Raw genomic sequence first — 19,884 nt, 5'->3', positions numbered from 1 at the left:
CCTCAATAAAACTCGGCTGCCCCGTCTGCTTCACTGCCATCGCTACCCTCCAAGGCTTTGCCCTAGGGAATCACAAATGGCGAATTACGCAACAGGCCCCTTGTGGGAGAAGGTGGCGCGAAGCGCCGGATGAGGGTTCTCTCCACTTGCAAGAGCGCTGGTGTAGAAACCCCTCACCCGTCTCGCCGCTTTGCGGCGAGCCACCCTCTCCCACAAGGCGAGAGGGGAAGACAGCCTACCCACACGACTGCAATTCTGTCCTGCGTGTCCCCTTGCCCCGTTGAGCAACGGCAAAACTATCTCTACTCTGGCCCCCAACCAAGAACCAGGAGACGCGCCTCATGTCCGCTCCGCGCGACGACGAATTCGGCTTTGCGCCCGATTACGACTCCCCCGTTCCCTACATGCAGCGCACCCGCGATTATTACGCTGCGATCGGCTACACCACGCCGTATCGCTGGGCGCATTACACGGAGGCACCGTTCCAGCCGCTGAAGAAGCCGCTGGCGAAATCGCGCGTCACCATCATTACGACGGCGGCCCCCTACGATCCCGCCAAGGGTGATCAGGGGCCCGGCGCGGCCTACAACGGCAGCGCAAAATTCTATCAGGTCTATGACGGCGACACGTCGAAAGAGCACGATCTGCGCATCTCGCACATCGGCTACGACCGCAAGCACACCTCGGCCACCGACAGCGGCACCTGGTTTCCGCTGCCGCAGCTATTGAAGGCAAGCGCCGCCGGCCGCATCGGCGAAGTGAGCCAGCGCTTCTTCGGCGCGCCGACCAATCGCAGCCATCGCGTCACGCTCGACACCGACGCGCCGGAGATCCTGGCACGCTGCCTCGCAGACAAGGTCGATGTCGCGGTGCTGGTGCCGAACTGCCCGGTCTGCCACCAGACCACCGCGCTGGTGGCGCGGCACCTGGAGCGGAACGGCATTGCCACCGTCATCATGGGCTGCGCCAAGGACATCATCGAGCACGCGGCCGTGCCGCGCTTCCTGTTCTCTGACTTCCCGCTCGGCAATTCCGCCGGCAAGCCGCACGACATCGCCTCGCAGGCGCAGACGCTCGAGCTCGCGCTGAAGCTGCTGGAGACCGCGAGCGGTCCGCAGACCACGATGCAGTCGCCGCTGCGCTGGAGCGAGGACGCCTCCTGGAAGCTCGATTACAACAACGTCGCGCAGCTCTCGCCCGAAGAGCTGGCCCGACGCCGCGCCGAGTTCGACAAGCAGAAGGAGATCGCGCGCGGCAACCGCGCCGCCTGACGTGCGATGAGATCCGGATGGATCTCATCGCACTTCAGATTGTTTCTTGCGCATGATCTTTCCGGAAAGCCGCTTCGCACTTTTCCGGATCATGCTTGACGTCCTCCAACAACAATAAGCGAGGGAGAGCGAGGTGACGCGACCGTTCGAGGGCGTGAAGATCCTGGATTTCACGCAAGTGCTGGCCGGCCCCTATGCGAGCTACCAGCTCGCGCTGCTCGGCGCGGACGTCATCAAGGTCGAGCGGCGGGAGGGCGAGGACATGCGCCGCACGCCGCTCAGCCGCGAATGGGCCGAGCGCGGTCTGGCGCCTGCATTCCAGGCGGTCAACGGCAACAAGCGCAGCCTGACGCTCGATCTGCAGAAGCCGGAGGCGATCGCGATCGTGAAGAAGCTCGCAGGCCGCGTCGACGTGGTCATGGAAAACTTTCGCCCCGGCGTGATGGACAAGCTCGGCATCGGCTATGAGGTGCTGTCCGCCATCAACCCGAAGCTTATCTATTGCGCGGTGTCGGGATTCGGCCAGACCGGCCCGGACCGCCTGCGCCCCGGCTATGACGGCAAGATGCAGGCGCTCTCGGGCATCATGGCGATCACCGGCCACCCCGAGACGGGGCCGACGCGTGCGGGCTTTGCCGTGTGCGATGTGCTCTCGGGCGCCACCGCTGCTTTTGGTGTATCGAGCGCGCTGTATCAACGCGACCGCACCGGCAAGGGACAGCTCATCGACGTCTCCATGTTGGAGGCGACGCTGGCGTTTCTCTCGGGCCAGATCGCAGATTGGTCGGTCGCCGGACATCGGCAGCAGCTGTCGGGCAATCAGGCGGTGAGCCGGCGGACCACGGCGAATTTGTTCAAGTGCGGCGACGGCCACATCCTGCTCGCCGTCAACAACGAGAAGCAGTACCGCGCATTGATGGCGGCGCTCGGCCGCGAGGACACGCTGAGCGACCCGCGCTTTGCCGACTGGTTCGCCCGCAATGAGAACGAGGGCGCGCTGCGCGCCATCATCGAGCAGGCGCTGGCGAAACGGCCGGCGCGCGAATGGGAGACGATTTTGGAGGACGCCGGCGCGCCCTGCGCCAGCATCTGGAAGGTCGAGGAGGTGATCGACCATCCCCAAATCAAGGCGCGCGGTGCGATCCAGCAGCTGGACACCGAATACGGCCGCCTGCGCTTTGCCGGCAGCGGCTTCAAGCTCGCCCATGGCGGCGGCCGGCTCGATCGCATGGCGCCGGAGCTCGGCGCGGATACGGATGCGGTGCTGGGCGAATTGGGATTCGATGCGGCGGAGATCGCGGGTTTGAGGGCCAGGGACGTCGTTTAGAATTCCGCTGCCGTAGGGTGGGCAAAGCGAAGCGTGCCCACCACCGGGTGTTGAAGAGAGAGATCGTCGGCACGGCGCGTTGCGCCTTTGCCCACCCTACGGCACTGCCGCCTAGAACAACGACCCCTGCCCGTCATCTGATGACGCTGCCGCAGTCTTCCGCACCGCTTTTTTCGGCTTCGCCGCCTCGGCTTCCGCCTCGATCTGATCCGCGCTGATCGGCAGCACGAGCTGCTCGTCGTCATTGGCGACGCGATTGACGCGGGTGGAGACCGGGTGCCAGGCAAATTCGCCGGCGCGCGGGGGCCTCATCAAGGGCAGGATCGCGTCGATCTCGTCGCCTTTGCTGTCGAGCCAGCGCTCGAAGTCGCGCGGGCTGATGGTGACGGGCACGCGGTCATGCAGCGCGGCGAGGTCCTCGCCCGCCGCAGCGGTGACGATCGCGACCGTGTCGAGTTCCTCGCCGTTCGGCCCGACCCAGGTCTCGAACAAAGCGGCAAAGCCGAGCGGCTCGCCGTCGGCCCGGTGGATGAAAAAGGGCTGCTTGCGGCCGGCTTCCGTCTTCCACTCGAAGTAACCATCGGCCGGGATCAGGCCGCGCCGGCGGCGAATCGCGTTCTTGAACGCAGGCTTCTCCAGCACCGTCTCGGAACGGGCGTTGATCAGGAGTGTGAACCCGCGGGGATCCTTGACCCAGCTCGGCAGCAGGCCCCAGCGCATCAGGCGGAAATGGCGCGCGCCGTTGTCGAGCAGCACCACCGGAATCGGTTGCGTCGGGGCGACATTGTACCGAGGCGGGAAATTCGGCTGCTCGACGTACCCGAACAGTTGCCGCAAAGCCGCGGGGGCCGAAGTTATGACGAAGCGTCCACACATCCTTGGAGGCCTATATAGGGTCCGTTCAGGTCCTTTTAACCCCGAACGTTAACACTGCGGCAGATGAGCTCAACGGCCACCCAACCCGCGCGGACGCATGTACAGACGGGCCCCGAGGCGGCCGCCTGGGCCGAACGGCTGCGCGTGGCCAACATCAATCCGCGAACCGGGCTTGCCACCGACTATCTCAACCATTTCAATGAAGCCGTGATGCTGCTCGAAATGGTGCCTGATATGCCGGAATGCGCCGAGGACTTCCTGACCTGGACGCCGCTGTCCTATGCCGAGCATTTCACGGCGTCGAATTTCAAGGCACGGGATTTGGCCATCGAGGCCTATGAGAAAGCCGATCCCAACGTGCGTGCCCAATTCGACCACTTGACGGACACCATGACCTCGATCCTGACCGCGGTCGGCTCGGCCATGCGTGAGGTCGAGAAGGACTCGACCCGCGTCCGCCTCGCCGAGCAGGCCGCCCTCTGGGTCAAGCCGCTGATCGCGGCCTGCGGCGGCATCATCAATGGCGGGGCGGAAGCCGACGTCGACACCATCATGGCGAACTCGACCCGATAGGTGACGCGATTGGCCGCAATCGTTCAGCCCGCCCATCCCCAGCTTGCGGTCAGCGCGGCGATCTTCCGCGACGGCAAGGTGCTGCTGGTGCGCCGCGCCCGCTCGCCCGCCAAGGGCTTCTATTCGCTGCCGGGCGGCCGGGTCGAGTTCGGCGAATCGCTGCATCAGGCCCTGAGCCGCGAGGTCGACGAGGAAACCGGCCTTCGGATCGAGATCATTGGCCTCGCCGGCTGGCGCGAGGTGCTGCCGGCCGCGGCCGGTGCCGGCCATTATCTGATCATGTCCTTTGCCGCGCGCTGGACCGCCCGGGAGCCGGCGCTGAACGACGAGCTCGACGATTACCGCTGGATCGCCCCTGGCGCCCTGGCAAGCCTCGCCGACCTCAAGCTGACCGGTGGGCTGGAGGACGTCATCCTGTCCGCTCATCGGCTGCTTGGGACCTGACGGCCCGCCTTGCGCCAGCCGTCCCGAGGGGGCATACAGCCGCCGATGTCGACGCGATTTCTGGCCATTTTTGCCCTGATTCTCGCCTGCGCCTCCTTGCCTGCGAGGGCCCAGGACGGGGCGGCGCCGTTTGACGGCGAACTGCAGCGGCTGGCCGAGATCCTCGGCGGGCTGCACTATCTGCGCGGCATCTGCGGGGCCAACGAGGGCAACAAATGGCGCAACGAGATGCAGGCGCTGATCGATGCCGAGACACCCTCCGGCGAGCGCCGCACCCGCATGATCGCCGGCTTCAACCGCGGCTATAATGGTTTTCAGCAGACCTATCGCAGCTGCACGCCGGCCGCGATGGTGGCGATCCGCCGCTACATCGAGGAAGGCTCGAAGATCTCGCGCGATCTCACGGCGCGCTACGCGAACTGAGTTCTCTCAACTTGTCATTCCGGGGCGCGACGAAGTCGCGAGCCCGGAATCATTCATCCACCGTCTCTGCGGCCTGATGGATTCCGGGTTCGCGCCTGTCGGCGCGCCCCGGAATGACGAGAGAGAGGATCGACGCGACGGCCCCATCGGGAAACCTGTCACCGACTTTGTTCACAGCCGTTAACCGTTCTTAAAGATGTGGCCTAGCGGTCGTTAACGCCCGTGCTACACCTCTCGCACAGCGCATCGCCGTGGACGCGCCCCAGCCCTGACCGAGTTGCATGAGCCAGCCGATTTCCTACGCCCCCGCCCGCGCGCCGCTGCCCGATCACGAGCAGAAACAGGCCGCACTGAGCTATCTCAACGAGGCCTGGGCCGAGGCGCGTCATGACGGCGTCGATGGCGATTGCCTGGCGCAGGCCAGCCTGTTTGCCGCCCTCGCGGAGCTCGTCGGGACCTATGGCGAGGACGCGGTGGCGAAGTTCGTCGAGGGCTTTCCCGGCCGCATTCGCAACGGCGAATTCTCGGTCGGGATCTCCAGGCAGTAAGTCGTCCCGAAAATGACCCCGCCACGGGGGCGGGGCCAGTTGACGGATGAATGACTCTGCGAAAGACGTCGCGAAGTCTGCCGCTCTTATCGCACGGAAGCCGTTGCCGGCGGACAAGCATTAGTCTTGCGATGACCGGGAGATGTTCCTGACAGAGCCGGGAATGCGCGCCCTCAGTCAGTCTCGATCGGCAGCGAGGGATCCCTCGCCCATTCGCCCATCGAAGCGTCGTAGAGCGTCAGCTTGCCGTAGCCGAGCTGCGTCAGCAGCAGGAGGTCGATCGTCGCCGAGATGCCGCCGCCGCAATAAAGAATTACATTCTTGTCGCGCGTGACGCCCTGGGCAGCGAACTTCGCTTCTGCATCCGCAAGATTCGCCAGCGTCTTGTCGGCATTCACGAGCGTGGCTGCGGGAACGTTGACGCTGCCGGGAACGCGGCCGGGCCGGCCATAGCGGCTCGGCTCGAGGCCGCGATGAAACTGCGGCCCGAGCGCGTTGACGATGACGGTTGCGCCATCACCGATCTTCGCAAGCACGGCCTCCTTGTCGACGAAGCAGCCTGCGCGCGGTGCCGCCTTGAAGGCCGTCACCGGATAGCCCTTCGGTGCGCCAGTCTCGACCGGCCGCCCCTCCTGCTGCCATTTGTCGAACCCGCCGTCGAGCACGTGGGCATCGACGCCGAGCGCGCGCAGCATCCACCAGAACCGTGTCGCCCACATCATGGTGCCGATGCTGTAGAGCACGATAGTCTTGCCCGCATCGAGGCCGTGGCGGCCGAAGGCGACCTCCAGCTGGGCCACGTCAGGCATCATGAAGAAGTGTTGCGAGGAGGTGTCGGAGAACTCGCCTTGCAGATCGAGGAAATCGGCGCCGGGGATGTGGCCGGCGGCGAACGTCTTGTCACCGGGCACCGCGCGATAGGGCACGGCGCCGCCTTCCGGCGCGGGCTCGAGATAGGTCGTGCAGTCGTAGAGGCGGAGATTGGGATCGCCGAGGCGAGCGGTGAGTTGCTCGGTGGTGATGAGGGCGGCGGGTTGGGACATCAGGCTGCACTCTCGTTCGAGAGGAAGTGTAGACCTCTCCTCTCGTCATTGCGAGCGAAGCGAAGCAATCCAGGCTGCCATCACGGAACGATTCTGGATTGCGTCGTCGCTTCGCTCCTCGCAATGACGAGGTTGCCGCCTCCTACGCCTTCAGCGTCTCCAGAAACCGCACAGGCTCGCCTTGCCCGGCCGTCACCAACTCGCCCTGCCACATCACGCGGCGGCCGCGGATGAAGGTGCCGACCGGCCAGCCGGTGACGCGAACGCCGTCATAGGGCGTCCAGCCGGCCTTGGAGGCCACCCATTTGTTGGTAATGGTCTCACTGCGCTTGAGATCGACGATGGTGAAGTCGGCGTCGTAGCCGGCGGCGATGCGGCCCTTGCAGGCCATGTTGTAGAGGCGCGCAGGGCCGGCACTGGTGAGGTCGACGAAGCGCGCCAGCGAGAGCCGACCCGCATTGACGTGATCGAGCATAACAGGCACCAGCGTCTGCACACCCGTCATGCCCGAAGGCGAAGCCGGATAGGTCTTCTGCTTCTCTTCCAGAGTATGCGGGGCGTGGTCGGAGCCGAGCACGTCGATGATGCCCTGCTCGATGCCGCGCCAGATGCCAGCACGATGATCGGCGCCGCGCACCGGCGGGTTCATCTGCGCCAGCGTGCCGAGCCGCTCGTAGCATTCCGGCGCGACCAGGGTGAGATGATGCGGCGTCGCCTCGCAGGAGGCGACATCCTTGTGGTCGCGCAGGAACTCGATCTCTTCCTTGGTCGAGATGTGCAGCACGTGGATGCGCTTGCCGGTCTCGTGCGCGAGCTTGACCAGGCGCTGCGTCGCCATCAGCGCCGCGGTCTCGTCGCGCCAGACCGGATGCGAGCGTGCATCGCCCTCGATGCGCAGCGATTTGCGCTCGTTGAGGCGGTATTCGTCCTCGGCGTGGAAGGCGGCCCGGCGGCGGATCACCTGGAAGATGCGGCGCAGGCTCTCGTCGTCCTCGACCAAGAGCGCACCGGTCGAGGAGCCGATGAACACCTTCACGCCGGCGCAGCCGGGCGCACGCTCCAGCACAGGCAGGTCCTGGACGTTCTCCCGGGTGCCGCCGATGAAGAACGCGAAATCGCAATGCATGCGGTGATGGGCCCGCTTCACCTTGTCGGTGAATTCGGCCTCCGTCACGGTCAGCGGCGAGGTGTTGGGCATCTCGAACACGGCGGTGACGCCGCCCATCACGGCGCTGCGCGAGCCGGTCTCGAGGTCTTCCTTGTGCGTCAGCCCGGGCTCGCGGAAATGCACCTGCGTGTCCATCACGCCGGGCAGGATGTGCAGGCCCTTGCAGTCGATCACCTCGGCGGCCGAGCCCTGCGACAGCGGACCGAGCTCGGCGATGCGACCGCCATTGATGCCGATATCGCGCACGCCCTCGCCGTCCTGGTTGACGACGGTGCCACCCTTCAGGATCACATCGAAACGCTGGGTCATGGGGCCTCTCTCATCCTCAAGGCGCAGGGCTCGAGGTCTTGTCGTTTGTGCGTTGCGGGCTTACGTTCCGGAGCAACATGTCGCAAGAGATTTTCGCATGAAATCGGCGTTTCTTCCGGACCGGGGCGTGATCAAGGTCGCGGGTGAGGATGCGCGCAACTTCCTCAACGGCCTCGTCACCACCGACGTGGACAGGCTGAAACCCGGGCTGGGGCGATTCGGCGCATTGCTGACGCCGCAGGGCAAGATCATCGTGGATTTCCTGATCACGGAAGCGTCCGCGGGTCACGGCGGCGGGTTCCTGATCGACTGCCCCAAGGTCCTGGCGGACACCCTCGCCACCAAGCTGAAATTCTACAAGCTGCGCGCTAAGGTCACCGTGGACAACCTCGACCTCGGCGTGCTGGCGGCCTGGGGCGGCGAGCCGGCGGCCCAGCCCGACCTTGCCTTTGCCGATCCGCGGGCTGAGGGGCTCGGCACCCGCATCCTGATCCCGGAGGATCTCAAGCAGAAGCTGTCCGATCTCATCGGCGCCGAGCTGGTCGATGCGGCCAGCTATGAGGCGCACCGCATCGCGCTCGGCGTGCCGCGCGGCGGGCTCGATTTCATGTACAGCGATGCGTTCCCGCATGAGACCAACATGGATCGCCTCGCCGGCGTCGATTTCGACAAGGGCTGCTATGTCGGCCAGGAGGTCGTCTCGCGCATGCAGCATCGCGGCACCGCGCGCACGCGCACCGTGAAGGTGCTGCTCGAGGACGCCTCGCCCGAGCCGGGCACGACCATCCTCGCCGGCGACAAGCCGGTCGGCACCATCGGCTCGACGGCCGGCGGCAAGGGCATCGCGCTGGTGCGCATCGACCGTGTCGCAGATGCGCTCGATGCCGGCCAGCCGCTCACCGCCGGAGGGCTGGCTTTGACGCTCGCTGAACCCGACGTCGTTCGCATTCCAGCCAAGCAGCCGATCGCATGAGCCGCGCGGCCCGCTTGCATCCCGATGGTCTGACCCGCTGCCCCTGGCCGGGCGAAGATCCGCTTTATGTCGCCTATCACGACACCGAATGGGGCGTGCCGGAATACGATGACCGCGCGCTGTACGAGAAGCTGATCCTCGACGGCTTCCAGGCCGGCCTGTCCTGGATCACGATCCTGCGCAAGCGCGACAATTTCCGCAAAGCCTTCGACGATTTCCAGCCGGAGAAGATCGCGCGCTACACGCCCAAGAAGGTTCACGCGCTGATGAACGATGCGGGCATCGTGCGCAACAAGGCCAAGATCGAAGGCGCGATCCTGAGCGCGAAATCGTATCTCGACATCATGGAGAAGGGCCCGGGCTTCTCGAAGCTACTGTGGGACTTCATGGACGGACGGCCAAAGGTCAACCAGTTCAAGACCACGGGAAGCGTGCCGGCCTCGACGCCGCTCTCCATGCAGATATCCAAGGAGCTGTCCTCGCGCGGCTTCAAATTCGTCGGCCCGACGATCGTCTATGCCTTCATGCAGGCGACCGGCATGGTCAACGACCACCTGGTCGACTGCCATTGTCATGCGACCTGCAGCAAGATCCGGCGCAAGCCGCGCCTCAAGGCCAAATGACGGCGAAGAAGGTAGCGCGCAACGAAGAGGTCCGCGCCTGGCAGCGCATGCTGTCGGGCCGGCGGCTCGACCTGCTCGATCCTTCCCCGCTCGACATCGAAATCGGCGACATCGCGCACGGGCTGGCGCGGGTGGCGCGCTGGAACGGGCAGACCCTCGGCGCGCACATCTTTTCGGTCGCACAGCATACGCTGCTGGTAGAGACCGTGCTGCGTCATGAGATGCCCCGCGTCGATCAGCGCGTCCGGCTCGCGGCCCTCCTGCACGATGCGCCGGAATATGTGATCGGCGACATGATCTCGCCGTTCAAGGCCGTACTCGACGGTCACTACAAGGCCGTCGAGAAGCGGCTGCTCGGCGCCATCCATATCCGCTTCGGCTTGCCGCCGGTCTTGCCCGATGACGTCACGCAGGCCATCAAGGCCGCCGATCGCGGCGCGGCCTATCTCGAGGCAACCGAGCTCGCCGGCTTCAGCGCGAGCGAAGCGCGGCGCCTGTTCGGCAAGGATCCGGATCTCTCCGACAGCGTCCGACGCGACTATCTGACGCCCTGGACCGCGGCGCGGGCCGAGAAGCAGTTTCTGGAGCGGTTTGGCGCCGTGTTTGCGTGAGTCTTGTAAGGTGGGCAAAGGCGCTCTTGCGCCGTGCCTACCATCACTTCGCGTTTGCGACAAAGGTGGTGGGCACGCTTCCGCCTTCGCTCGTCGAGCTACGGCGGACATGTCGCTTTGCCCACCCTACGGCCGCGGCTATAATCAAGAAAAAGGTTCGCCATGATCCACGTCTGTTCCCTCGCCGCGCTTCCCGAAACCGTCCGCCTCACCAAGGCCAGTCACGTGCTGACCGTGATGGCCAATGTCGAGCAGGTAGCGCGTCCGGTCTCGGTGCTCCCGGCCAATCATCTCAAGGTGTCGATGGACGACATCACCGAGGAAATGGACGGCTTCGTCGCGCCGTCGGAAACGCATATCGAGCAGGTGCTCAACTTCGTGCGCGGCTGGGACCGCAACGCCCCGCTGGTGGTGCATTGCTATGCCGGCATCAGCCGCTCCACCGCGAGCGCGTTCGCGGCCGTTTGCGCGCTCAATCCGAACCGCGACGAGATCGAGATCGCACGGAAGATCCGCGCGGCCTCGCCGATCGCCTCGCCGAACCGGCGCATCGTCAGCCTCGCCGATCATGCACTCGGACGCAACGGGCGCATGCTGCGCGCGCTCGACGAGATGGGCCCCGGCGCGATGATGGTGGAAGGCCGCCCCTTCGCGATCGAGCTCGAATGAAAGCTGGTCACCACAATGGAGGTGCGCCCCCTCTCCCGCGTGCGGGAGAGGGTTGGGGAGAAGGTATCTCCGCAATGGGATCCCCCAAGAGGCGAGAGCCCTCACCCGCGCCTTCGGCGCGACCTCTCCCGCAAGCGGGAGAGGTGAACGACACGGCAGCCGCATGAGCGACACGCAGCTGACGCCGATCGAGATTGGCCTCACCGCCGCCATCGTCGCGATCGAGAACCACGAGCCGCTGATCCTGACCGCACCCGGTGCTGACGGGCTTGCCGGGCTGCCGTTCGGTCCGTTCGACGCGGTGAGCCATCGCACGTTCGAGATCGGCCTGCGCGCCTGGGTCGAGCAACAAGCGGGGCTGCGGCTCGGCTATGTCGAGCAGCTCTACACGTTCGGGGACCGCGGCCGTCATGCCGAGGCCGGCGACACCGGCGCCCACATCGTGTCGATCGGCTATCTCGCGCTGACGCGCCCCGCGGGCGGCGAGCTCTCCGCAAACGCGGCCAGCTTCGCGCCCTGGTACCGCTTCTTCCCCTGGGAAGACTGGCGCGAGCAGCCGCCGGCGATCATCGCCCGCGACATCATCCCCGCACTGACCGAATGGGCCGAGGAGGAGACGCCGGAGACGATCCGCGCACTGCCGCGGAAGGATCGCGTACGGTTCTATTTCGGTCTCGACGGCGCACCTTGGGACGAGGAGCGCGTGCTCGATCGCTACGAGTTGCTCTACGAGGCAGGGCTGATCGAGGAGGCCCGCCGCGATGGCCGTCCTGCGGCATTGGCGCGCAAGACGCCTCCCCCGCTCGGGACCTCGATGCGGTTCGACCATCGCCGGATTCTCGCCACGGCGATCGCGCGGCTGCGCGCAAAGCTGAAGTATCGTCCTGTCGTCTTTGAACTTTTGCCGGCCGAGTTCACACTCACAGAACTGCAGCACACGGTGGAGGCGATCTCGGGCCGGCACCTCCACAAGCAAAATTTCCGCCGCCTGGTCGAAATGGAGGCCCTGGTCGAACCGACCGGGGTGATGTCGACACAGACGGGCGGACGGCCGGCAGCGCTCTACCGCTTCCGCCGCGAGGTGCTCCAGGAGCGGCCCGCGCCGGGCTTGCGCGTACGCTCCCGGCGCTAGAGCATGATCCGGACCCGAAGGGCCGCGTTAGCGCAAAGTGCGTAGCGGTCTTCCGGTAAGATCATGCTCGAGAAATTAAGATCCTGATATTTTGGGACCGGCCCCTGCCCGCCGGTTGCCTGGAGGCTTCATGTTCGACGGCCCTTTTGACGCCTTTGCGCTGATCATTGCCATCATCGCCTTCCTGATCGCGATCAAGGCGTCCAGCCAGGCGACCGAGTTGCGCCGCAAGCTGAATGCGCTCGAAGAGAAGCTTTACGCGCTGCGGCCAGTGCAGCCGCCGCCTATGCCCGCCTATGTGCAGGCCGAAGTACCCGCAACGCCCGCAGCCGAGCCGCCGCCGCTTGCGCCGGAAGCCGAAGCTGCGCCGCCTCCGCTCGTGACCGAAGAGGTTGCGCCGCCGCTCGAAGCCAGCAACGAGGCTACCGCACCTCCGCCACCGCCTCCGCTGCCCAATCCTGCCCCCGAGCCCGGCTTCGAGGAGCAGCTCGGTACCCGTTGGGTGGTTTGGATCGGCGGGCTGGCGCTCGCGCTCGGCGGCTTCTTCATGGTGCGCTATTCGATCGAGGCCGGCCTGCTCGGCCCCGGCGTGCGCGTGTTCCTCGGCGGCCTGTTCGCCGCTGCCCTGCTGGGCGCCGGCGAATGGACGCGGCGCAAGGAGAGCATTTCGAGCATCGCGGCGCTGCCGATCGCCAACATCCCCGCGATCCTCACCGCAGCCGGCACGGCGGTCGCGTTCGCGACCATCTACGCGGCCTACGCGCTCTACGGCTTCCTCGTGCCTGCGACGGCTTTCGTGCTGCTCGGCATCGTTGCGATGGGCACGCTGGCCGCAGCGCTGCTGCACGGGCCCGCGCTCGCCGGGCTCGGCGTCGTCGGCGCCTTCGTGACGCCGATCCTCGTCTCCTCGGGCAAGCCGGATTATTGGGCGCTCTACATCTATCTTGCCGTCGTGACGGCCGCGAGTTTCGGTCTTGCCCGCATCAGGCTATGGCGCTGGCTTGCGGTCACGACCATTGCCTTCGCGGTGCTCTGGATCTTCCCGGGTCTCGATACCGAACAGGTGCAGGTCGCGCCGCACGCCTTCCATGCCATCGCAGGCTTCGTGCTCGCTGCACTGCTCGTCGTCTGCGGCTTCATGTTCGGGCCAGCAAGCGAGGACGGCGAGATCGAGCCGATCTCGTCGGGCGCGCTCGGCGCCTATTTGTTCGGCGCGATGCTGGTCGTGCTGTCGAGCGCGCATGCGGATCTCGCGCTGATGGCGTTCACACTCCTGGTCGGCGGCACGCTGTTCGTCGCCTGGCGCGCACCGGCGGCGACCGGCGCGCTGGGCGCGGCCGCGGCGACCGTTTTCATCGTGTTTGCCGAATGGGCGGTGCGCGCCAACCCAGACATGCTGGTGCTGCCGGGCGGCCCGATGCCGGGCGTCGGCCCTGTCGCGACCGACAGCGCGGTGACGCTGCATCTGGTGACGGCCGCGATCTTCGCCGCCGGCTTCGGCGTCACGGGCTTTTTCGCGCAGGGCCGCTCGAACTCGGCGATCATTCCCGTGGTGTGGTCGGCGGCGGGCGTCGCGACGCCCATCGCCATCCTGGTTGCGCTCTATGCGCGCATTGCCCATCTCGACCGCTCGATCCCGTTCGCGATCCTCGCCGTGCTGCTCGCTGCGGCCTTTGGCGCTGCGACCGAAGCGCTGATGCGCCGCGAAGAGCGCCCCGGCGTTGCAACCTCGGTCGCGCTGTTCGCGACCGGTACGCTCGGCGCGCTGGCGCTGGCGCTGACCTTCGCCCTGGAGAAGGGCTGGCTCACTATCGCGTTCGCGCTGATGTCGCTCGGCACCGCCTGGATCTCGTTGCAACGGCCGATTCCGGTGCTGCGCCGGCTGGCTGCCATTTTCGCTGCGATCGTCACCGCGCGCATCGTCTATGATCCGCGCATTGTCGGCGACGCCGTCGGCACGACGCCGATCTTCAATTGGCTGTTGTGGGGCTATGGCCTGCCGGCCGCCTCGTTCTGGGGCGCGAGCATCTTCCTGCGCCGCCGCGCCGACGACGCGCCGCTGCGCGTGGTCGAGACCGCGGCGATCCTGTTCACCGCGCTGCTCGCCTTCATGGAGATCCGGCACTTTGCGACCGGCGGCCGCATGACCTCGCCGCCCTCGCTGCTCGAGTTCGCGCTGCAAGTCTGTGTCATGCTCGCCATGGCAATCGGCCTGGAGCGCCTGCGGCTGCGCAGCCACAGCATCGTGCACAATGTCGGCGCGGTCGTGCTGACGGCGATCGCCGGCTTTATCAGCGTGTTCGGCCTCCTGATTCTGGAGAACCCGCTTCTGCTGTCCGGTGTCAATGTCGGCGGCCTCGTGTTCAACCTGCTGCTGCTCGGCTATGCGCTGCCGGCCGTGCTGATGCTGCTGCTCTCCTACGCAGTGGCGGGACACCGCAGTGTCGCATATGCAAACACGATTGCGGGCGGCGCGCTGGTGTTCGCGCTGACCTATGTGACGCTGGAGATCCGCCGCTTCTATCACGGCCCGGTCCTGCTCTACGGCGGCACCACGAGTGCCGAGCAATACACCTATTCGATCGGCTGGCTCGCCTTCGGCGTCGCGCTGCTCGGCATCGGCATCCTGGTCAATTCGGAGCGGGCGCGGCTGGCCTCCGCCGCCGTGATCGCGCTGACGATCTTCAAGGCCTTCGCGGTCGACGTGTGGACGCTGACGGGCGTCTACCGCGCACTCTCGTTCATGTGCCTCGGCGTCGTGCTGGTCGCGATCGGCTGGCTCTACCAGCGTATCCTGTTCCGGCGGCAGATCGCACCGCCGCCGGCCGCGCCACAGACGGGCACGTAAAGCTCGAGAGCGTGATGAGATCAGATGTGATTGCTACAGCGGAGGTGCACTCCCTCTCCCGCTTGCGGGAGAGGGAACAACGATCGAGCGGATACCTCTACGCCGCGCGGACCGATTCCAGGAACTGCGCGACCTCGACCTTCAGGCGGGTGCTGTCGGTTGCCAGCGACTTCGCCGCCGACAGCACTTCGCTCGAGGCCGAGCCGGTCTCGATCGCGCCGCGCTGCACATTGGTGATGTTGGACGAGACCTCCTGCGTACCGAGCGAGGCCTGCTGAACGTTGCGCGAGATCTCCTGCGTGGCCGCGCCCTGCTCCTCGACGGCGGCGGCGATCGCGGCGGACACCTCCGACAGCCGCTCGATGGTGCCGCCGATCTCCTGGATGGCGCTGACGGATTCTTGCGTCGCCGCCTGGATGCCCGAGACCTGCGCCCCGATCTCGCCGGTCGCTTTCGCGGTCTGCTCGGCCAGTGCCTTGACCTCGGAGGCGACGACGGCAAAACCGCGGCCGGCTTCGCCAGCGCGCGCCGCCTCGATGGTCGCGTTCAGCGCGAGCAGGTTGGTCTGGCCCGCGATGGTGTTGATGAGCTCGACGACGTCGCCGATTCGGGCGGCCGCCTGCGACAGCGCGTTGACGCGCTCGTTGGTCCGCGCCGCCTGCTCGACCGCTTCCGCCGCCATCCGTGCCGAATCCTGCACGCGGCGGCTGATTTCGGTGATGGAGGACGACAGCTCCTCGGAAGCAGAGGCCACCGCCTGGACGTTGGTGGAAGCTTCTTCCGACGCCGCCGCAACGACGGTTGCGAGCTCCTGGCCGCGCTGCGCTGTGCCGCTCAGCGTTGCCGCGGACGCCTCGAGCTCGGTCGAGGCCGATGACACGGTCTCGACGACCTCGCCGATCATGACCTCGAAATTGCGGGTGATGGCATCGACGCGGCGGCCGCGCTCGATCTTGGCCTCGGCCTCGCGCGCCGCCGCTTCGTCGGCGGCCTTCTTGGCGATCAGCGCCTCCTTGAAGATCTGGAGCGCATCCGCCATCGAGCCGATCTCGGTCTTCTCGCCGCGATGCGGCACCTCGGCCGAAAGGTCGCCTTCGCCGAGCGACTGCATCGGACGGATGATCGAGGCAATGCCGCGAGAAACGTCGCGCACGAGGTAATAGGCGGCGACGATCGCGATCACGACAGCCGCGACGATGACGCCGACCAGCACGCGGAAGATCAACGCATAGCTGTCAGCGGCCTGCTTCGTCTCCAGCTCGGCGCCGCTGTTGTTGAGTTCGATGCCCTTCTGAAGCAGCGGATCGGCCGCCTGGGCCATCTTTGCCACCTTGGTCTGCAACATCTCGTTGGCGTCGGTCGGGAAGCGCCCAACGCTCTTGCGCGACAGCGCCATGACGTCCTGCACACCATTCAGGTACTCGGCCCACGCCTTGGACCATTGCTGGTAGAGCGCGCGCTCCTCGGCCGCATTGATGAGCGGTTCGTAGACCTTACGGGTCTTCTCGATGCGCTCGCGCAAATTGACGAGGCGCTTTTCGGCGGCCTCCTTGCCTTCGGCGGTGTCCTGCATCAGGTGCAGGCGCAGCGCGACGCGAAGCTCGTTGATGTCGGCGCGCATCGAGCCGAGGGCTCGCACGCTCGGCAACCAGCTCTCCGCGATCTCGACGGTGTGGGCGTTGATGTTCTGCATCGTGCCGATCGCCATCACGCCGACACCGGCGAGCGAGAGCACGAGGACCGACAGCACGGTCAGCAGCTTGAAGACGATCGACAACTTCGACATCACGACAATCCCGATGATTACCCGGCAACGCGCACATCACCTGCGCCGCAGGCGTCACGACGGACGACCCGGGCGAAGGTCAGTTCAACAATGCTGGCTGGTTCTTTTCCCGAAGGATTGCGCGCATAATCGCAAACAGGCGTTAACAGGAGGCTACGTAAAAATACGGCTCGTGCGCAGCGATCGTGGTTTTTCTGCAACTCTCTGTTGCAGCCGCACCGGTATCTCCCGTTACGATGCGGACGCTCGCGAAAAGGCACGTGTCAGGCCGCGCGCACGGTATCGAGGAACTTTCCGACTTCGAGCTTCAGCCGATTGCTGTCGCCGGACAGCGATTGCGCGGCCCCCAACACCTGCGAGGATGCCGAACCGGTCTCGCTCGCGCCGCGCTGCACGTCGGTGATGTTGGACGACACCTGATGGGTGCCCGTCGCCGCCTGCTGCACGTTGCGGGAGATCTCCTGCGTTGCGGCCCCCTGCTCTTCCACTGCGGCTGCGATGGTCGAGGAGATCTCCGACAGCTTCTCGATGGTGCGGCTGATGTCCTTGATCGCGCCGACCGAATGCTCGGTGGCGGCCTGGATGCTGGCGATCTGCTGGCCGATCTCGCCGGTCGCCTTCGCGGTCTGCTCGGCGAGCGCCTTGACTTCGGAGGCGACGACGGCAAAGCCGCGGCCCGCCTCGCCGGCGCGCGCGGCCTCGATGGTCGCATTGAGCGCCAAAAGATTGGTCTGGCCGGCAATGGTGTTGATCAACTCGACCACGTCGCCGATCCGCGCCGCCGCCGCGGAAAGCTCGCCGACACGATCGGTCGTGGTGCGGGCCTGGTTGACGGCATCGCCGGCGACGCGGGCGGATTCCTGCACCTGCCGGCTGATCTCGGTGATCGACGACGACAGCTCTTCGGTCGCCGACGCGACCGACTGCACGTTGGTGGACGCTTCTTCGGAAGCGGCAGCAACCATGGTGGTGAGCTCCTGGCCGCGCGCCGCGGTCGCGGTCAGCGTCGAGGCGGAAGCTTCCAGCTCGGTCGCGGCCGAGGACACGGTATCGACGATCTCACCGATCGCGGCTTCGAAGCTGTCAGCCAGCTTGTGCATCTCGGCCTTGCGCTGCGCAGCCGCAATCTGGTCCTGCCTGATCTTGGCTTCGGCGTCCTCGCGCGCCTTCTGCTCCGACACGACCTTGAACTTTTCAACGGCCGCCGCGACGCCGCCGACCTCGTCCTTGCGGCCGAGACCGGGCAGAACCACGGAGAAATCGCCGCCGGCGAGCTTGTCCATGGCGACCGTGAGCGCACGAATCGGCCGCGCGATGGTCAGGAACGACATCAGCCAGGAGCCGACGAGGACGAGCATGGCGAGTGCGGCGACCAGGATCGCAAGCTGCTCGCTCGATCTCATTTGTGCCGCGGCCGCGGCATTCTTCTCCTCGGATTTGTGCCTTGCGTAGTCGGCGATCTGGCCGATCAGCACGTCGAGCTCGCCGGCAATCGGTAGGGTCACCTCGCGTGCGATGCGAACGACGTCTTCATTGAGCTTCGCAGCGCGGGCCGCTCCGTCTGCACCGCTGGCGGCCAGGGCTTCGCCGCGCACGCCGGCGATCTGCTGCGCGGCCTTTTCGTAATTCGCAGCCAGCGATCTCAGTTTCTCCATCCGAGCGCGGTTCTCCGCCTCGTGAGAAAGCTTCAGCATTTCATCGACCAGCGCATTCGTCGATTTTTGCTGGTCGCCCAGGTTCTGGACGGCCTTCTGAATGTCAGCCGGGCTATTGGCAAGACGAAGGTCTCGTACCGCGAGCTGCATGCCGCGAACCGCGGCCTCGGCCTTGACCGCGTCGCGCGCGATCTGCTGCTGCGCAAGCGCGCTCTGGCTGCTCTCGCGAATGCCCGCATTGCCGAGCATCTGGCTTGCAATCATGGCCCCAACCAGGAGCACACCGAGCGCCGACGCAATCGCCAGCTTGGTCCCGATCCTCAGATTCTGAACAAGGCTCAACATGGGCATGCTTCCCCCGAAGGAACGCGCAGCCGAGTCATGGTCGGCTTCGCCATTGCCCAAAAAATGAGCTTCTCACATTCCGATTTGGTTAACGAAATCCCTCGCAGAAATACTGACTTTGCACGCTAAATGATTGAGCGCGAAAGGAAATGATCCCGTCATAGTTGTAAATTTCAGCTTCAAGTCGGTGCTAGGACGCTTTACATCCGATGGCCTCGCCGACGAGGCTGATTCGAAAGACCGGCTGCTTGTCCTCGTCGAGCAGCTCCATGCACCACTCGGCATTCGGCTTCAGGCTGCGCGCGATACCGCTGAGCAGATTGGCGCACACCTCGGTCATCTCGGTCCAGGCGGCTGCGCGATCCTCGAACTCGTAGGGCAGGTCGGCGGCGCCGGAATAACGGCCGGTGCTGATGCGGAAGAAATAGAGCGACATCGTTGAACCCTTGCGTGGGACCGCCCCCCGGCCGCGCCCAAACTGGGGCCGGAACAGCTACCAAGGCATGAAAGCCGCCGTCCGTATGACTACGGCGCGGCCGGCTTGGTGTTCGATGATGTCTTCGACGATCAATGGCGCGGGGTGTCCCGCGCAGGCGAGCTCACTGCGTGGAGCGGCGCAGCTCCAGCGGGGCTTCGTTCTTCGCCGGCTCGGACTTCACCGGCTCGAGCCGGCTGCCCTCGACACGCGGCGTCTCGACGCGCGCGGCAACCTCGGTGTTCGATGCGGCAACCGTGCCGGTGTGCTCCGGCTTGTGCAGCGAGCGCGGCCGCGCCGCAGCGCGCGCCATCAGCATCTGATTGCCGCCCTGGTGACGGAAGTCGCAATAGGCGAAGCCCATGCCCGACACCGAGCCGCGGAAGCTGCGATCGTCGGTTTTTTCGAGATTGAAGCAGGGCTCGAACGGGATGCCTTTGATCGAGGCGCAGACGTTCTGGCCGCGGATCTGGAGCGTATTGCCGGGCAGGCGGAGATGACGGACCGGGCCTGCGCCCGAGAACTGCACCGCACCGGCGGCGCCGAGATCGTCGAGGATGCGGCCTGCACCGCGGGTGCCGTCGAAACAGGTGAAGGCGAACACCTTGCCGGCCACGAATCGGCGCGCCTCGTCGGCGTTCATGCTTCCCGCGATGGCCGGCGCAAACGTCGCTGCCGCCGTGACAGCCCCCAACACAATACGCGCAAGCATGCTCTACTCCGAACCACCCCCCGCAGCGGGCGATGCCTTTATCTCTTTACCCGCTGCTTACCATACCAACCAT

19 protein-coding genes are annotated in these 19,884 nt (G+C 65.9%); 12 read left to right on the top strand and 7 right to left on the bottom strand.

The window, feature by feature from the left end:
• Nucleotides 1-341: 341 nt before the first annotated feature.
• Together AC24YW_RS30755 and AC24YW_RS30750 are read left to right on the top strand one after the other, a co-directional pair.
• A complete protein-coding gene (locus AC24YW_RS30755) occupies nt 342-1,271 on the top strand; it encodes a glycine reductase (protein ID WP_487486223.1) in 930 nt (309 codons plus the stop codon).
• 133 nt (nt 1,272-1,404) lie between these two features.
• Nucleotides 1,405-2,598 (top strand): CaiB/BaiF CoA transferase family protein, encoded by a 1,194-nt coding sequence (locus AC24YW_RS30750; protein WP_487486222.1) that lies wholly within the window; start codon nt 1,405-1,407, stop codon nt 2,596-2,598.
• Nucleotides 2,599-2,709: 111 nt separating this feature from the next.
• Here AC24YW_RS30750 and AC24YW_RS30745 read toward each other — a convergent pair whose 3' ends face one another.
• Nucleotides 2,710-3,474: an SOS response-associated peptidase gene (locus AC24YW_RS30745; RefSeq protein ID WP_487486221.1), complete on the bottom strand. Its 765-nt coding sequence runs from the start codon at nt 3,472-3,474 to the stop codon at nt 2,710-2,712.
• A 63-nt stretch (nt 3,475-3,537) separates the two neighbouring features.
• On the opposite strand from AC24YW_RS30745, the gene AC24YW_RS30740 reads away from it, so the two are divergent.
• The 4 genes from AC24YW_RS30740 to AC24YW_RS30725 all read left to right on the top strand — a co-directional run bounded on the left by AC24YW_RS30740 (nt 3,538) and on the right by AC24YW_RS30725 (nt 5,462).
• Entirely contained in the window at nt 3,538-4,047 is a 510-nt protein-coding gene (locus AC24YW_RS30740; protein ID WP_487486220.1) for a hypothetical protein, read from the top strand.
• Nucleotides 4,048-4,056: 9 nt separating this feature from the next.
• The gene (locus AC24YW_RS30735; RefSeq protein ID WP_487486219.1) at nt 4,057-4,491 is read left to right on the top strand and encodes an NUDIX hydrolase; all 435 of its coding nucleotides are present in this window, start codon (nt 4,057-4,059) and stop codon (nt 4,489-4,491) included.
• A 45-nt stretch (nt 4,492-4,536) separates the two neighbouring features.
• Nucleotides 4,537-4,914 (top strand): TIGR02301 family protein, encoded by a 378-nt coding sequence (locus tag AC24YW_RS30730; RefSeq protein ID WP_487486218.1) that lies wholly within the window; start codon nt 4,537-4,539, stop codon nt 4,912-4,914.
• A gap of 281 nt (nt 4,915-5,195) precedes the next feature.
• Complete coding sequence (locus AC24YW_RS30725; protein WP_025034564.1) at nt 5,196-5,462, top strand: hypothetical protein; 267 nt, start codon at nt 5,196-5,198, stop codon at nt 5,460-5,462.
• A 173-nt stretch (nt 5,463-5,635) separates the two neighbouring features.
• Here the strand turns inward: AC24YW_RS30725 and AC24YW_RS30720 are convergent, their stop codons facing one another.
• Nucleotides 5,636-6,505, bottom strand: a complete 870-nt coding sequence (locus AC24YW_RS30720; RefSeq protein WP_487486217.1) for a sulfurtransferase — start codon at nt 6,503-6,505, stop codon at nt 5,636-5,638.
• Between the two features lie 142 nt (nt 6,506-6,647).
• Entirely contained in the window at nt 6,648-7,982 is a 1,335-nt protein-coding gene (locus AC24YW_RS30715) for a dihydroorotase (RefSeq protein WP_487486216.1), read from the bottom strand.
• A 97-nt stretch (nt 7,983-8,079) separates the two neighbouring features.
• Between AC24YW_RS30715 and ygfZ the strand changes: the two genes are divergently transcribed.
• The 6 genes from ygfZ (at nt 8,080) to AC24YW_RS30685 (ending at nt 14,838) form a co-directional block, all read left to right on the top strand.
• Nucleotides 8,080-8,955, top strand: coding sequence for a CAF17-like 4Fe-4S cluster assembly/insertion protein YgfZ (ygfZ, locus tag AC24YW_RS30710; RefSeq protein WP_487486215.1), 876 nt, complete (start codon nt 8,080-8,082; stop codon nt 8,953-8,955).
• On the top strand, nt 8,952-9,578 hold the full coding sequence (locus AC24YW_RS30705) for a DNA-3-methyladenine glycosylase I (protein WP_487486214.1): 627 nt from the start codon (nt 8,952-8,954) through the stop codon (nt 9,576-9,578). Before ygfZ ends, AC24YW_RS30705 begins: the two co-directional genes overlap by 4 nt.
• Nucleotides 9,575-10,189 carry a YfbR-like 5'-deoxynucleotidase gene (locus tag AC24YW_RS30700; RefSeq protein ID WP_487486213.1) on the top strand — a complete coding sequence of 205 codons (615 nt, stop codon included), beginning with the start codon at nt 9,575-9,577 and terminating at the stop codon, nt 10,187-10,189. Before AC24YW_RS30705 ends, AC24YW_RS30700 begins: the two co-directional genes overlap by 4 nt.
• Nucleotides 10,190-10,351: 162 nt before the next feature.
• The gene (locus AC24YW_RS30695; protein ID WP_487486212.1) at nt 10,352-10,858 is read left to right on the top strand and encodes a tyrosine phosphatase family protein; all 507 of its coding nucleotides are present in this window, start codon (nt 10,352-10,354) and stop codon (nt 10,856-10,858) included.
• A gap of 163 nt (nt 10,859-11,021) precedes the next feature.
• Nucleotides 11,022-11,990 carry an NUDIX hydrolase gene (locus AC24YW_RS30690; RefSeq protein ID WP_487486211.1) on the top strand — a complete coding sequence of 323 codons (969 nt, stop codon included), beginning with the start codon at nt 11,022-11,024 and terminating at the stop codon, nt 11,988-11,990.
• A 130-nt stretch (nt 11,991-12,120) separates the two neighbouring features.
• The gene (locus tag AC24YW_RS30685) at nt 12,121-14,838 is read left to right on the top strand and encodes a DUF2339 domain-containing protein (RefSeq protein WP_487486210.1); all 2,718 of its coding nucleotides are present in this window, start codon (nt 12,121-12,123) and stop codon (nt 14,836-14,838) included.
• A gap of 97 nt (nt 14,839-14,935) precedes the next feature.
• Here the strand turns inward: AC24YW_RS30685 and AC24YW_RS30680 are convergent, their stop codons facing one another.
• From AC24YW_RS30680 to AC24YW_RS30665, 4 genes are all read right to left on the bottom strand, one after another.
• Nucleotides 14,936-16,624, bottom strand: a complete 1,689-nt coding sequence (locus AC24YW_RS30680) for a methyl-accepting chemotaxis protein (protein WP_487486209.1) — start codon at nt 16,622-16,624, stop codon at nt 14,936-14,938.
• Nucleotides 16,625-16,887: 263 nt separating this feature from the next.
• Nucleotides 16,888-18,624 (bottom strand): methyl-accepting chemotaxis protein, encoded by a 1,737-nt coding sequence (locus AC24YW_RS30675; RefSeq protein ID WP_487486208.1) that lies wholly within the window; start codon nt 18,622-18,624, stop codon nt 16,888-16,890.
• A gap of 190 nt (nt 18,625-18,814) precedes the next feature.
• Nucleotides 18,815-19,060: a DUF6894 family protein gene (locus AC24YW_RS30670; protein ID WP_157286918.1), complete on the bottom strand. Its 246-nt coding sequence runs from the start codon at nt 19,058-19,060 to the stop codon at nt 18,815-18,817.
• A gap of 163 nt (nt 19,061-19,223) precedes the next feature.
• A complete protein-coding gene (locus AC24YW_RS30665; RefSeq protein ID WP_275512734.1) occupies nt 19,224-19,811 on the bottom strand; it encodes a hypothetical protein in 588 nt (195 codons plus the stop codon).
• Between the last annotated feature and the right edge of the window lie 73 nt (nt 19,812-19,884).

The sequence above is a fragment of the Bradyrhizobium sp. USDA3516 genome (assembly GCF_057651995.1).
Note: the sequence above shows the minus strand (reverse complement) of the source record. Positions and strands in the feature narration are given on the sequence as shown.

What these genes read in the sequence shown, in the direction of transcription:
- AC24YW_RS30755 (WP_487486223.1), top strand. Translation starts at nt 342, where the DNA reads ATGTCCGCTCCGCGCGACGACGAATTCGGCTTTGCGCCCGATTACGAC.
- AC24YW_RS30745 (WP_487486221.1), bottom strand. Translation starts at nt 3,474, where the DNA reads ATGTGTGGACGCTTCGTCATAACTTCGGCCCCCGCGGCTTTGCGGCAA.
- AC24YW_RS30740 (WP_487486220.1), top strand. Translation starts at nt 3,538, where the DNA reads ATGAGCTCAACGGCCACCCAACCCGCGCGGACGCATGTACAGACGGGC.
- AC24YW_RS30730 (WP_487486218.1), top strand. Translation starts at nt 4,537, where the DNA reads ATGTCGACGCGATTTCTGGCCATTTTTGCCCTGATTCTCGCCTGCGCC.
- AC24YW_RS30725 (WP_025034564.1), top strand. Translation starts at nt 5,196, where the DNA reads ATGAGCCAGCCGATTTCCTACGCCCCCGCCCGCGCGCCGCTGCCCGAT.
- AC24YW_RS30720 (WP_487486217.1), bottom strand. Translation starts at nt 6,505, where the DNA reads ATGTCCCAACCCGCCGCCCTCATCACCACCGAGCAACTCACCGCTCGC.
- AC24YW_RS30715 (WP_487486216.1), bottom strand. Translation starts at nt 7,982, where the DNA reads ATGACCCAGCGTTTCGATGTGATCCTGAAGGGTGGCACCGTCGTCAAC.
- ygfZ (WP_487486215.1), top strand. Translation starts at nt 8,080, where the DNA reads ATGAAATCGGCGTTTCTTCCGGACCGGGGCGTGATCAAGGTCGCGGGT.
- AC24YW_RS30705 (WP_487486214.1), top strand. Translation starts at nt 8,952, where the DNA reads ATGAGCCGCGCGGCCCGCTTGCATCCCGATGGTCTGACCCGCTGCCCC.
- AC24YW_RS30700 (WP_487486213.1), top strand. Translation starts at nt 9,575, where the DNA reads ATGACGGCGAAGAAGGTAGCGCGCAACGAAGAGGTCCGCGCCTGGCAG.
- AC24YW_RS30695 (WP_487486212.1), top strand. Translation starts at nt 10,352, where the DNA reads ATGATCCACGTCTGTTCCCTCGCCGCGCTTCCCGAAACCGTCCGCCTC.
- AC24YW_RS30690 (WP_487486211.1), top strand. Translation starts at nt 11,022, where the DNA reads ATGAGCGACACGCAGCTGACGCCGATCGAGATTGGCCTCACCGCCGCC.
- AC24YW_RS30685 (WP_487486210.1), top strand. Translation starts at nt 12,121, where the DNA reads ATGTTCGACGGCCCTTTTGACGCCTTTGCGCTGATCATTGCCATCATC.
- AC24YW_RS30680 (WP_487486209.1), bottom strand. Translation starts at nt 16,624, where the DNA reads ATGTCGAAGTTGTCGATCGTCTTCAAGCTGCTGACCGTGCTGTCGGTC.
- AC24YW_RS30675 (WP_487486208.1), bottom strand. Translation starts at nt 18,624, where the DNA reads ATGTTGAGCCTTGTTCAGAATCTGAGGATCGGGACCAAGCTGGCGATT.
- AC24YW_RS30670 (WP_157286918.1), bottom strand. Translation starts at nt 19,060, where the DNA reads ATGTCGCTCTATTTCTTCCGCATCAGCACCGGCCGTTATTCCGGCGCC.
- AC24YW_RS30665 (WP_275512734.1), bottom strand. Translation starts at nt 19,811, where the DNA reads ATGCTTGCGCGTATTGTGTTGGGGGCTGTCACGGCGGCAGCGACGTTT.